The sequence below is a fragment of the Burkholderia sp. AU4i genome, from assembly GCF_000466765.1.
Lineage (GTDB): Bacteria > Pseudomonadota > Gammaproteobacteria > Burkholderiales > Burkholderiaceae > Burkholderia > Burkholderia cepacia.
Genome location: NZ_ASSI01000157.1, coordinates 1 through 12,775 on the forward strand (window position 1 = coordinate 1; position 12,775 = coordinate 12,775).

The following is a 12,775-nucleotide window of genomic DNA, read 5'->3' on the forward strand; positions in this document are numbered from 1 at the left end:
ACCACTTCCGACTTTAGCTCGTCACTCGGTGATGGTGACTCGAGAAAGCACGTTGTTTTCTCGATCATGGACACCCTGCAAGCCGATCACTGAGTTGCGATGAAGATACTTATCTGCTCAAACGTCTATCCACCGAAATTCATCGGCGGCGCCGAACTGATCGCACACCAGCAAGCGGTCATGTTGAAACGCGCCGGACACGAAGTCGAAGTGTTTTGTGGGGACATTCGCGAAGGCTACCCCCGACATAGCTTGCGCACCGACGAACTGGATGGAATCACGGTCCACCGCAACCGGCTGACCGGCGAAGATTTCCAGATCAACCTACTCAGCTTCAACCACCCGGAAGTTGAGGACAATTTCCGCGCGGTCATCGAGCGATTCAAGCCCGATGTGGTGCATGGACATAATTTGATCGGACTGTCGACGCGCATTCTCCGGATCGCCAAGGATGCCGGTGCGTTCTGTGTCGTCACGCTCCATGATCATTGGGGATATTGCCTCAAAAATACGGCGATGCTTGAGGATGGGCAGCTTTGTGATGACTTCACGGCCTGCACGCGATGCCACGGCCCGCTAGACGACGGCCGTGGCAGAAACATACCGATTCGGCTTCGCCAAGGGCATTTCCGGATCTTGTTCGACAGCGTCGACGCCTTCATCTCGCCTTCGGCCCATCTGGCAAATTCGTACTTGAAGGCTGGCTTCCCAGCCGAGAAGATGCACGTCAACTGGAATGGCGTCGACTTCCAACGCTTTTCCAATATCGGAAGACGAGCAGCACCTGCCGTGCGCTTTACCTTTGTTGGTTACTTCGGCAAGCACAAGGGGGCCACCACCCTGCTAAACGCGCTCGCAATCGTCAAAAACCATGTCAACGTTCACGTCAATCTGATCGGAGAAGGCGAACAGCGTGAAGAATACGAGCGCTTGGTTACCAGCAACGGCTGCAAGGATCTCGTGACGTTCTGGGGAAAAATCCCGAATGAACAGATGACTTCCGTTTATGAAAATACCGACGTGCTGGTTCTTCCGTCAATCTGGCCGGAGAATCAGCCAGTCTCGATCACGGAAGCCATGTGCTCCGGAATACCGGTCATTGCATCGCGAATCGGCGGCATGCCGGAACTGGTCAAGCATGGCGTCACCGGTTTGACCTTCGAACCCGGCAACGCAAGCGACCTCGCCCATTGCATGGAAAAAATGGCGCGCTCTCCGGAATTGCGCACTCTGCTCGGCGTCAATGCGCAGGAAGCCATGCGATTCAATGCCTTCGAGATGCAGGTTTCGCGCCTCGTTCATATCTATAGGCTTTCGATCGGTCATTCCCCAACACCCGGCCCAGCGGCGCGGATTCTGTGCATCGGAGACAGATTTGACCAGTCGTTTGCCACGATTGTCGAAGCCACCCATGAATGTCTCGCCGAGGAAATTCGCCCCGTCTTCACACACCATGAATGGATCACTCCGGCGCAACTTCGAGAGTTCTCGTTGATCTGGATTACCGAGAGCAATGGCGATCTGAGCAGCTTGATACGCCAGAACTTAGACATCAGGGTGCCGGTAGTCCTGCCCCAGGCAAAACTCAGGGGATTGCCCGCGGAACACGGGCTCCCGGTATGGTTTGCGTATGAAGACGCCGCCGAAGCACTGGCATGTATTATCGAATTTTCACGAGATCACGCCAGTCGCCATATGTCAAACACCGAGTCGATCAGTTGAGCATCACTGTACTTCGGCCGGTGGCGAACACCTCCGGGTTGGCTTGCCGCGTATGTGCCGCAAGACCTGACGTGACCGGCCGATACACGACTCATCAATCACGACATCGAGATGGACTCCATCTCGATGTCGCCCAACATTGACTGGATATGGCATACCTCGCACAAGGTTGTCTTCCTACTATCGTGAATTCATGAAAATTGCCTTCTGCGTCGATGCCATTACCCCACCTCTTACCGGCATCGGTCGTTACACGTATGAATTGGCCAATCATTACCTGGCGGATTCATCAAATTTCGGAGAGTTAAAATTCTTTCTCCAGAATAGTTGGATCGAGGACCCCAACGCATTGTTAAGCAATCTCGCTCCGGCTCGACACAGAAAGAGGCTCCTTGCTCAGGCAACACGAAAATTCCGGCGCTGGCGACTGAACCGCCAGGCCAGACAGTTCCTATTTCACTCGCCCAATTACTTTCTCCCGGATCTGGCCGACTCCGGAATCTCGACCATTCACGATTTGTCGGTATTCAGGTATCCTGAGGCACACCCCCGCGAACGACTCGCCGATTTCGAAAACCGGTTCGAATCAACGATCAACCGAGCACAACACCTGGTCACCGACTCCGAAGCCACACGAAAGGAAGTCATCGATTACTTCGGCTGGCCGGACCATCGCGTTACATCGATTCCGCTCGGCGTAGCGACCGATTTCCACCCTCGTGACAACAGCGATTTGCAAAACTACCTGAGTTCGACCGGACTTGGGTTCGCATCATATTCGCTGTGCGTATCAACGCTGGAACCGCGCAAGCGAATCGATTACCTGCTCGACGCCTACTCCAGCCTCCCCGACGATGTACGGCGGCACTACCCACTGGTGTTGGCAGGCAGCAAAGGCTGGTTGAGTGACGCTCTGCATTCTCGCATCGAGACCTACCAACGCGCCGGATGGCTCCGCTATCTCGGATTTGTTCCCGAATCGGCGCTTCCACTCCTTTACTCCGGTGCACGCGCCTTCCTGTACCCGTCGATTTACGAGGGATTCGGACTCCCTGTCCTAGAGGCGCTCGCCAGCGGCATCCCGACCTTGACTTCGAATCGCTCGTCCCTTCCCGAGGTCGCCGGAGGTGCGGCGTGGCTTGTGGACCCCGACGACACCGAGGCGTTGAAGCAAGGCATCGCAAAGATCCTCCTTGACGACGAGTGGCGGCGAACCGCAGTGTCCGCGGGCTTGTCAGTGGCCAGCCGCTTCACCTGGAAGCGCTGCGCAGATCGGACGATCGAGCTCTATCGGCAAATCTCTCAGGGGTAGTCACTGGTGCCGTCTCAATGAAACCTGCTCGTGGTAACCAGCGAGAGTGCAGGACGACGCCACGTCAATGCGCAGCCCACTTCGCCCCGTCACACACCGCCAGCACAGTCGTTGTCCCGCTGCCTGTTAACGGCTTCGCATATTGCGGCTTCGCCGCATCAGTCACCAAGTAAGTTGATCCGATCGATGACTTGCCGCATGCGGGTAGAGTTGCGACCGTTGCCCGTGGCATCGCCTCTCGTGCGCCAGCTCCGGCCATCTGAATCCAGCGCACCCCATCATGGACAAGCACGAGCACCGCGTTGCGATTCGCCTGAAATCTGCCGCCGTTGTCCACAAACAGGGAATCACGGCCGTCGCCCGAATAGACCGTCAACGCTTCGCGGAATATCAATGTGATCGTCCGTCCTGCCCAACCACCGCCGAGATACCGCAATCCGGTGGCTCCCTTCACCGCAAATACTTCACCATTTGACGGAAGATTCAGAAATTCGCGCGATATCAGTTCGGGTATTTTGAGGTCTCCAGAGGAAAGCACTCCACCCTGACCATCCGTCAAATTGAGATTATCCGGCCCGATATTTATATTGGATGTCGAAACAAGCGCAGAAATACCGACCACATTATTCGCCAACGTATTCCCATCGAACATAACAATCGATTCTGGGCGTCGAGTCACCAATACCTTTTTGGCATTGAATAATTCCGCCCCATACACCCTCACACTACCACTCTCAACATAAATATGCGTCGAATTATGATTCAACCGCATACCAGAAAGATCAACGATTTGACTGGGATTCAGATTAACCCTCACCCCAACAGCTTGACTCCAGGCAACATTCCCCACCCCTGAAAATCCATTCAAATTTCCACCAAACCACCACCCCACCGAATCAGAAGACTGCCCGACGTTATCAGCAAAATTGTTGACGGCACTTACTGTACTGACATTTTCGAAGCGAAACGACGTTTTATACCCATATGCAAAGTTATTGACAATAACTGGCCCATCAACGGCGTCGTGAAAATTATATGCAATGCCGGATCGCCGATTACGCGCGGGATCTCCTGACGAAGCAATCGTTGCGAAGGGCCACATATGACAATTAGCAATTCTCGCAACATCGTAAACGCGCGTGAGCTCGATGCCATTATTATTATCACCGTACAAAGAATTGATAAATGGCCGCTGATAACCCGCATCGTACACAGCTCGTTCAAATCCGAGAATCGTGACGCGGTCAACCGCCGCATCGTCACCGCCGATCGTAATTGCCGTTCCTGCGTACGACTTGCTATCGGGCGCAGGGAACGTCATCCCCGCGCGAAAGATCTGCATTGCCCGAATACTCGCACCGGAAGACAAGACAATCGTCGCCGCGGGACTCACATTCAACACACCGCAACGAGAGTTGGAATATTCGGTGATCGAATTGCTGCCGTTGGTCCCCGGCGTTGTGCACTCACCTTCAAGTGAAACACCGGATGGGACAACCAACTGTCGCTCAATCAGGTATTTGCCGGTTACCTTAACGCGGCCTCCACCGATCAGGCCACGCATCGTTTCCTCGAGGCAGGCAGACGAGTCTTCTCTTCCTGTCGGATCACAGATGGCATCTCCGCTGCCACCATGCTTTCGAGCGGTTCCCGCGACCATCTCTCGACCGGGCACATCAGCTACCTGGGCGGCCGCGTTCTTTGTTGCGAAAGCAGACAGGCCAACCATCACGGCTACAACCGATCCAACAAGTCTCATAGGCAGTTCAGCGCGCAGGTCCGAGAATACAGCGAATATCGGCATCGTTATCGGCACATGCCTTGCATGGCCCCTCCGAGTACGCTCGACGAACACAACCGTAGACTACCGAAGCGATGTATCGTTCGCCGGTCGCGTCGCTCGCGGAAGCGATCACGGCCAATCGGCATAGCTGCGTGCTGGTTTGCGCCAGCGTCTCATCTAGTGCGTGATCCGCTCGAACCCGCGGATCACGCGATTGGCATGCGACGCCGCCCGTAACTCGACGCCTGCCCCACCACCACCACTCAAGAGCGAGAGTCGGAAATCAGGTCCTGTATGACTTTCCGGGCGAAGCGAATCGAGGAATCGACGAGAAGTTCATCACGCTCCAGCGAACGATAGATCTCGTACGCATTTTTCGCGAAATGATGGATATCCATGTATCTCTCCGCCTCGCTATTGGTCGCTCGCTTGTAAGTGCGAAAACGATCTGCGCCCTGCACTCCGAGATAACGCCCAATTTCGGGATATACCGGGCAACCATGCTGATCGTCGAAGATATCGTCGATCCCGCCTTCGACCGGCGAACCAGGCTCAAGACCTGCTGTTTTGGCGGCATGCAGTGCAAACTCGCCAAGAATAGCGACGCACGGATGATTCGGTGTATGCATGAATGCGCCACGCGCAATCCAAGCGTCCCAGCGTGAGCGCGCGAACTCTTCTAGTTGATAAGGACGCAACAGATCAAAGAATACTTCCTTAGCCGCATTGAAGTGATGAAAATAACCAAGGCGATCAAATATCAATGCATTGGCAATATTGGCTGCTTGCATATGAGGCAAACCAAGAGTAAAGGCAGCCGCAATGATTCTTGAGTGATAAACCTCGATCGGAGAATTCAGTGGTACGCCGCGGTGCGGAATGATGATCATATCTGGATGAAAACCACTGAATACCAACGGAGGGATAATCACGACATTCCTCGTGATTTCCTGCAACGCATCTTTCGAAAACTCATCCATACCGTGATCCGGCAAGATTTGCGAAATTATTAAATCCGAGTTTTCCAGGTGACTGATTATTTCCCGTCTATTTGACGTCGGCTGCACATGATAACTAGACACTTCTACTTCGGGAAATTGCTTTCGCAAATAAGCAGCCATTCCCACGACTTGACAGATACCTACAAGAGAGATTTTCATGATTCGCCTGTCGTTTCGGAGATTAACTGCCAAAGTCCTGATCAAGGACTTCTTCATCACAAATAATTTTCTGAAGCTGTTTCATGTGCTCCGCGGTCGATGTCCCACCCGCCGCCGTGAATGCCGTATGATTCGGGCGAAAATCTGCGGGCCGAGCGGAAAATGCTGTAGCATCGTTAACCGTTGTGTCCGTACCGCCAAGGTAGTGACGCTTGAACAGGCGCATCACGTGCGCCACTCCCTCGGGCCGTACTTCCCGGAGATCGTCCTCGAAATATGACGAGCGAGCATATGCCCCGGTAATGATTTCATACGACGGAAAGTAGGCCACATTTGAATGGCTGCGCGACGCGTCCTCTGCAACAACACGCAACGCCGACTTGCTATAGCAGGTCGAAACCAGCACATGGCGCGCTTCATAGGTTGCGACCAAGGCGACCGGTGAAACGGTCAGGATGATCTTGATGCTTGGATTGACACCCCGCAGCAGCGAGATGAACTTGGTCAAATCCTCTTCCATCTCCCGAACCGTAAAATTCCGGAATGAAATTGAATCCCTGGCATCCGGATTGGCAACCACGCCGGGAGCGATCGGGAAAACAGCACCATCGACATCCGAAACCCATCCCTCCGTCAGCCCCAGCGTAAACACAAAAACGTTTGCGCGCTCGAACATTTCGCGCACAGCCTTGAAATGTTCAACGCGATCGGATTCAACCTCTTCACGATTGGCAAATCCAGATTCCTGTACCCGCGGGCGAAACGGATCGACCGCGCGGCCATCTGCCCGCCACCATACGGTATCGACTGGATGAAACAAACCGTAAGCCCGTAGGAATAGCTGCAGAAGTTGACGCACGGTGTAGATATTGCCGAAGCGAGCCGGGAACACACCATATCCGTCGTCAACCGCCGCCGTGGAGCGCGGGGCACTCTCCGTCACCAGATAGTCGTAACCTTCCGAGGTCAACGTTCTCGATATGTGCTGGGCGAAACAGCTCCCTGCTGTCGCGATCTTGTCCCCTAGATTGATCGGGAACGGCGCCGATACTACCGGATCCACTTCACCAATGTTCAGGCTGGACACCGATCGTTTCCAGAAAGCGTAGTCCGGTTTGCCGGAATAAGGATTCTTCATGTTTCCCCTTCACATGTTCTGACTGATACAACTCATCTTTCTCCCGGTTGGCCCAGCTTCGGCGTGAGTCACCAAAGTATGAGCTTCGCGGAGCTGAAGCACTACGTGTACAGACCGGCCGATGACCCGCCCGGTCGCGGATGCCCATAGCCAGCCGCACCGCACAGGAATGTCCGCCACGACCCACTCTCGGCACACTCGCCTCCGTTCCAGGCTTGCCTGTGACCAGAGCGCAGTCGGGCGCACTTCACAAATTTTCACTGGTTCGAACACATGCCGGAACCCGAACGAACGAATCGAGCAATTTTGAAGATTTTACGTCTCAATAGACGAAGAATATCAGCAAAATTTCGCAATAATTGTGTCGACGCGACGACGACGCCAAAATTGTTAAATTTCTGCGAAAGATTGTTGAAGTTGCATCGATTGCCATCAGGCGATACGTCACGTCGAGGTCGGGTACCTGCGCTTGCGAAGCAAGCTCGCGCGGCTCCCCCCCCTTCGTCACCCAATCGACGGCACTCCGGCGAAGGCTGTCGGCCGGCTTGGTCAAGCGAGAGCGAGGGCCACGGCGACACGTCACGCCGAGCGCCTGCAAAACAGCAACATGCAATAAATTTCCGGAGGCAGGTCACCCCGGCCAACTATGCCACGGGCCAAAGCAGGGTCTAGCCGGTCAGGCCAGTTCGTTCAGATGCCTGATCAGCCAATTTGTGCTCTCCCGCCAGTTGACCAACCTCATTCCGTCGGTCGCGGACACTCTTTCTGATTCTGAATCATTCATCCATTCGAGTATTCGATCCGCGAGCTGAATCGGATTATCGTCGCCAAAATACGATGCCGACTCTCCGGCGATTTCTCTGAACACCGGCAGATCCCGCGCCAAAATTGGCATCCCGTAATGCATCGCCTCGACTAGGGGCAGGCCAAATCCCTCCGCCATCGACGCCATTACCAATCCACCCAGATTCCTGTAGAGCCACCCCAACTGGCCATCACTGACATCTTCCAACCAGACGATCCGCTTGCCGTTCTCGGGATGCGCACGTAAACGTGCGGCAAACGATTCGACATTCCAGCCCTGCCGCCCCGCCACGACCAATACCACATCGAATCCTCGTCGCCACAACTCCTCCGCGGCGCCCAGCACTTGGTCATGCCCCTTTCTCGGCTCAACAGTACCGACCATCAACAAGGACCTCGAGGGCGCGACTTCACCTCCATCGGTTCGCACGATCACTGACTGAATCGGCTCGACTGTCGCCTCGCCGAATGACGCGCCGAGATGGAACCAGCGAAAATTAATTTCGTCGCCTCCAATTCCGAATTTCGATGAAATCCAATGACGAGCATCGTCGGCTACCGCATTCGAAATACAGCAAAGCATATCGGCGTGAATCGAGATTGATCTCAACCACTTTTGATAATACCCTCTTCCTTTTCTCGTAAACCACTGCGGATACAGGGCCGGAATCAAGTCATAAACAACAAATGCACATTTCACTCCGATCCGTCGCCAATACAGCAATTCACGCAATCTCGCCGGGATGATTCGGCTGCTGAAGTCCAGGCCGAGAAAAATGTCGCCGCATTGAACATTTACCGGAAGATCGAGCGTCCGCAAGTGTAGTCGATCGTCGTCTCCAACCGGGCACTGAAGCTCGACATGGCGATAGCCTAGCTTGCGTGTGGCTCTAACCAGCTTGACTTCAAAACCGTCCGGGGGGGCCCGCAATAACTCGGCCGCGACGGAGCGGACAACGCGCTGAATTCCTGTTCCCGCATCGTGCATGGCGAAGATAGAGACATCGACAAGCAACCACCTGCCCCTGCGCTGCGGTTCCGGTAGAACACGCAACGACGCAATGCCTTGGCGGGCGTATTTCACCCAGGCCTCGTGGTAGTGAACGGCAAGCAACTGGAGAAGATGCAACCGCACTGCATTCCACATTACAAAAAGATCAAATTAGAAGGTTTAAGATTCAATTACTTCGAACTCGCTTGGTAAAACTCGTAGGCTTCATCGACATGATCGAACTGATGCAACTTTCCCTGAACGAGTACCGCCGCACGATCACAATGCTCTCGAATATATCCGGCATCGTGACTAACAATAATAAGCGCCCGATCACTCCTTTTTTCAAAGAGCTCAGCGTGACATTTCGCATGAAACCTGCTGTCACCAACAGCAATAATTTCGTCAATCAGGAAGCAGTCGAATTCGATAGCCATCGATAACGCAAACGCCAAACGAGCACGCATACCTGCTGAGTACGTCTTGACGGGCTCTCTCAGGTAATAACCCAACTCGGAAAACTCCTGGACAAACGGCTCTGCCGCCTTCGAATCGGCGCCATATACCCGACAGATGAAGCGCAGATTATCCAGCCCGGTCAGACTGCCTTGGAATGCGCCTGCGAATGCCAGTGGCCATGATACGCTCATGCCGCGTCGAACCATCCCGCTGGTCGGCGGTTCCGCACCACTAACTAGCCGGATCATGGTCGACTTGCCGGCGCCGTTGCGTCCGAGAATACCGATTTTCTCTCCGCGCTCAACCTTCAGGTTGATACGATCGAGAACTGCGCGCGAACCCTGGCGGGTCCGATAGACCTTGGTGACATTTTCCAGTGCAATCATTCAGGTTCGACTCGCTTGCCTGTTTCGGCCACCAGAAACAGGCCGACAAGCATTAAAATGGCATCGAATACTACGACATAGGATACGCTGTAATGCGGTTTGACGAGATCACCGAAATACCCGGCCCGCATCATTTCAACACCATGTACCATAGGCAAAAACAATACGTACTGCTGCATTTTCTTCGGCAACCAGTCGACCATGAACAGCGCACCAGAAAGCGCAAACAGCAGATAAGAAACCGTGTGCCAGATCCGCTCCGACATCTCGCTGCGCTCACTTAACGCTCCGATCGCAAATCCAAGTCCGATTGCGAAAAATGCAAGCAAAAACCAACCCATAAGAATCAAACTGATATTACTTGGCATCGACATGATGCCAAGCGTCACAAATAATATCGTCAGCGTGAATATCGAGATTGTCGCGCCCGCAATCTCCAGTATTGCACGGGAAATGAACAAGTCGATCACGCGCACATTCCTGTGAAATAGGAGACTGTGATTCGGAAGGATGGCGAGACAGCATCGATTAACGCAATTCCGCCACAACAAGACCGACGAATAACCGGACAGGGCGAAGGCAGCAATCGGCAGACCCGAGCCATGAACAGTTTTAGTAGCTGTCCACAATCCGATGACGCCCAACGTAAACATCATCGGCTCACCGAACAACCAAACGAACCCGACGTTGTGTCTTCCATAGCGCGTAATGATTTCCCGCATCAAGAGCGCACCAATCACTCTGATCTGAATTTCGATAGATCGTCTAAGTGGAGTATCGTGCTTCATTCCGTATAACCCATCTCTACCTGGCCGCGCTCGCCGAAAAACCACGACGGCACGCATCGAATACAGAGATAAAAATCCCTCCGGCCGCTACCCTCCACTCGCAAGCCACCAGATGCTTCGGCGACTTGCGAGACGCGATGGAAAGCCATTGGCTCATTGCCTGACAGTCGTTCCCGCGAGCATCCACTCAAGCGTTTTATCCAGGTCGGAATCCGGCTCCCAACCGGTGGCCAAACACAATTTCTCGTTTGACCCGATCAGCTTGTGCACCTCGTTGGCACGAACAAATTGCGGATTGACACGAATCTCAAGATGGTGCCCTGTAATTTGTTCCGCCATTGCCAACACTTTGCGCAGCGCGTAGCCATGACCAGAACAGACATTGAATGTTTGCCCCGCAAAACTGCCGTCAATCAACCGTACATAGGCGGCGACCACCGACCTGACATCAGAGAAATCCCGAATCACGTCAACATTGCCAAGTTCGATTACCGGTCGCCGATCACGGAAGTGTTCAACGATTTTGGGCAACAGAAAACTGGTCGATTGCCCGACACCGGTATAGTTGAATGGCCGGACGATGGTAATGGGCAGTTTGTCCATCCACAGTCTTGCCATGAACTCCATCGCGACCTTGCTAACAGCATAGTCGTTCGCGGGACTCACTGGCGTCTCTTCGTCCAAGACTTCCCGATCCGAGTTACCATAAACGTTCGCACTGCTCGCCAGCAGCACGGATCGGGGGTTGCATCCGGATGAACATATGGCCTCAAGCAGATTCCGGGTTCCGACTACGTTGGTGTCGTAAATTGCGCGCGCATCTCCATGAGCTACAAACGCAATGGCTGCCAGATGCACGACGACATCGGGCCTGATTTCCCCAAGGGCCTGCTCGACCTGGGAGCGATCCAGTAGGTCAACGATACGAGTCGTGGGCGAATCCGCATCCTGCCGATGACCAAAGCCGCATACCTCATGGCCTGCCGCTACGAGAAAATCCGACAGGAAGCGGCCGGTGAAGCCGCGTACCCCGGTGATCAGGACTTTCGCCATGAGTGTCAGAACGAAAAGCCGGCTTTATTGCGGCGGATATCGGCTTCGACCATCATCTGGCAAAGCGCCTCGAGAGAAGTTTGCGGCTTCCACCCAAGTTCGGCGTGAGCCTTCTCCGGATTGCCGATCAACAGTTCGACCTCGGCGGGACGATAGAACTTCGGATTGATCTTCACGATCACCTTGCCCGACTTCTTACACGTTCCGATTTCGTCTGCACCGCTGCCACTCCACGCGAGATCGATGTCGGTCGCTTTGGCCGCCATCGTCACGAAATCGCGCACGGTTTCCGTCCGATTCGTCGCCAAGACGTAGGTATCTGGCTTGTCCGCCTGAAGCATCCGCCACATACCCTCGACATACTCCTTGGCAAACCCCCAGTCGCGCTTCGCGTCGAGATTGCCAAGCTCCAGCACATCAAGCTTGCCGAGATGGATCTTCGCTACGCTATCGGTGATCTTGCGCGTGACGAATTCACGCCCGCGCAGCGGAGACTCATGATTGAAGAGAATCCCGCTACAGCCGAAGATGTCATAGCTTTCCCGATAATTTACGGTAATCCAGTGGGCATATAGCTTTGCGACACCGTACGGGCTACGCGGATAGAACGGCGTCGATTCGACTTGCGGAATCGCCTGCACCTTGCCGAACATCTCGGAGGTGCTGGCTTGGTAGAAGCGAATATCCGTGTTGACGATACGGATCGCTTCGAGCAGGTTCAGTGGTCCAAGCCCGGTTATCGCGGCCGTCGTGGATGGTTGATCGAAGGACACGCCAACGAAGCTTTGCGCAGCAAGGTTGTAAACCTCAGTGGCGCCGGTCGTCTTGAGCAAGTTGATGCTCGCACCCAGATCCGTCAGATCGTATTCGACGAGTCGCAGATTGGGATGCGAGTCGATACCGAGCTCCTCGATTCGCCAAAAATTTACCGAACTCGTCCGACGATAGGTGCCGTAAACCAAATAATTCTTCTCCAGCAGCAATTGCGCCAGATACGCCCCGTCCTGCCCAGTGATACCAGTAATGATTGCCGTTTTCATGTTTATCTCTGCAATTCAAAAAAGTACATCATATTGCCAATGAGTCGACATATACGATCATTCGAATACGCAATCAAGTAATTCCGCATATTGAATTAGGCCGCACCACCGACGCGACACACAACGATCAAATGGCTCA

General features: G+C 54.0%; 10 protein-coding genes. 2 read left to right on the forward strand and 8 right to left on the reverse strand.

Annotation, left to right across the window (positions count from 1 at the left end; genetic code table 11):
- The first annotated feature begins 99 nt into the window (after positions 1–99).
- Positions 100–1,722 carry a glycosyltransferase family 4 protein gene (locus tag L810_RS31010; RefSeq protein WP_021162184.1) on the forward strand — a complete coding sequence of 541 codons (1,623 nt, stop codon included), beginning with the start codon at positions 100–102 and terminating at the stop codon, positions 1,720–1,722.
- Positions 1,723–1,915: 193 nt separating this feature from the next.
- The gene (locus tag L810_RS31015) at positions 1,916–3,034 is read left to right on the forward strand and encodes a glycosyltransferase family 4 protein (RefSeq protein ID WP_042976836.1); all 1,119 of its coding nucleotides are present in this window, start codon (positions 1,916–1,918) and stop codon (positions 3,032–3,034) included.
- A 64-nt stretch (positions 3,035–3,098) separates the two neighbouring features.
- On the opposite strand, the gene L810_RS47635 is transcribed toward L810_RS31015, so the two are convergent.
- The 8 genes from L810_RS47635 to gmd all read right to left on the reverse strand — a co-directional run bounded on the left by L810_RS47635 (position 3,099) and on the right by gmd (position 12,636).
- Entirely contained in the window at positions 3,099–4,838 is a 1,740-nt protein-coding gene (locus tag L810_RS47635) for a hypothetical protein (RefSeq protein ID WP_021162186.1), read from the reverse strand.
- Between the two features lie 242 nt (positions 4,839–5,080).
- Positions 5,081–5,977, reverse strand: coding sequence for a WcbI family polysaccharide biosynthesis putative acetyltransferase (locus L810_RS47640; RefSeq protein WP_155836414.1), 897 nt, complete (start codon positions 5,975–5,977; stop codon positions 5,081–5,083).
- 22 nt (positions 5,978–5,999) lie between these two features.
- Positions 6,000–7,115 carry a GSCFA domain-containing protein gene (locus L810_RS44370; RefSeq protein WP_042976840.1) on the reverse strand — a complete coding sequence of 372 codons (1,116 nt, stop codon included), beginning with the start codon at positions 7,113–7,115 and terminating at the stop codon, positions 6,000–6,002.
- Positions 7,116–7,791: 676 nt separating this feature from the next.
- On the reverse strand, positions 7,792–9,003 hold the full coding sequence (locus L810_RS31030; RefSeq protein WP_162175302.1) for a glycosyltransferase family 4 protein: 1,212 nt from the start codon (positions 9,001–9,003) through the stop codon (positions 7,792–7,794).
- A gap of 98 nt (positions 9,004–9,101) precedes the next feature.
- Complete coding sequence (locus tag L810_RS31035) at positions 9,102–9,755, reverse strand: ABC transporter ATP-binding protein (RefSeq protein ID WP_021162190.1); 654 nt, start codon at positions 9,753–9,755, stop codon at positions 9,102–9,104.
- On the reverse strand, positions 9,752–10,543 hold the full coding sequence (locus L810_RS31040; protein ID WP_042976842.1) for an ABC transporter permease: 792 nt from the start codon (positions 10,541–10,543) through the stop codon (positions 9,752–9,754). Before L810_RS31040 ends, L810_RS31035 begins: the two co-directional genes overlap by 4 nt.
- 153 nt (positions 10,544–10,696) lie before the next feature.
- On the reverse strand, positions 10,697–11,596 hold the full coding sequence (locus tag L810_RS31045; protein ID WP_021162192.1) for a GDP-mannose 4,6-dehydratase: 900 nt from the start codon (positions 11,594–11,596) through the stop codon (positions 10,697–10,699).
- Between the two features lie 5 nt (positions 11,597–11,601).
- Entirely contained in the window at positions 11,602–12,636 is a 1,035-nt protein-coding gene (gene gmd / locus L810_RS31050; RefSeq protein ID WP_021162193.1) for a GDP-mannose 4,6-dehydratase, read from the reverse strand.
- Between the last annotated feature and the right edge of the window lie 139 nt (positions 12,637–12,775).